The 335-nt window shown below is 63.3% G+C and carries 1 protein-coding gene; it reads left to right on the plus strand.

Annotated elements, in window-relative coordinates; genetic code table 11:
• Positions 1–240: hypothetical protein (locus KVT32_RS29295; protein WP_217619340.1), on the plus strand; the 240-nt coding region annotated here is incomplete at its 5' end.
• Between the last annotated feature and the right edge of the window lie 95 nt (positions 241–335).

A 335-nucleotide genomic window follows, 5' to 3' on the forward strand; every position in this document is an offset into this window, starting at 1 on the left:
CTGCGGGAGGAAAACCGGCTGCTGAAGCGCGAGCTGCAGGAGCAGCGCACGTACTTCCAGCAGCAGATCGCCGACCTGAAGGAGGCGCTGGCCAAGGCGGCCGACCAGGTGAAAGGCTTCCTGCAGAAAATCGGCCTACTGACCAGCGAGCGGGACAGCGCAGAGGCCGAGGCGGAAGAGTTGCGGGAAATACTCTATCCGACCGAGCAGCGATCGCATACACAGCCAGGGAAGCATTGAGGCGGCCCATCCGGATCAGCGCAGCCACCACGACGCATCAGAAAGGCCGCTGTGATGCATGCGCTATGCGACGGCGACCAGGCCATTGCATCGCA

This window comes from Achromobacter sp. GbtcB20 (assembly GCF_019091095.1).
GTDB lineage: Bacteria > Pseudomonadota > Gammaproteobacteria > Burkholderiales > Burkholderiaceae_B > Achromobacter > Achromobacter mucicolens.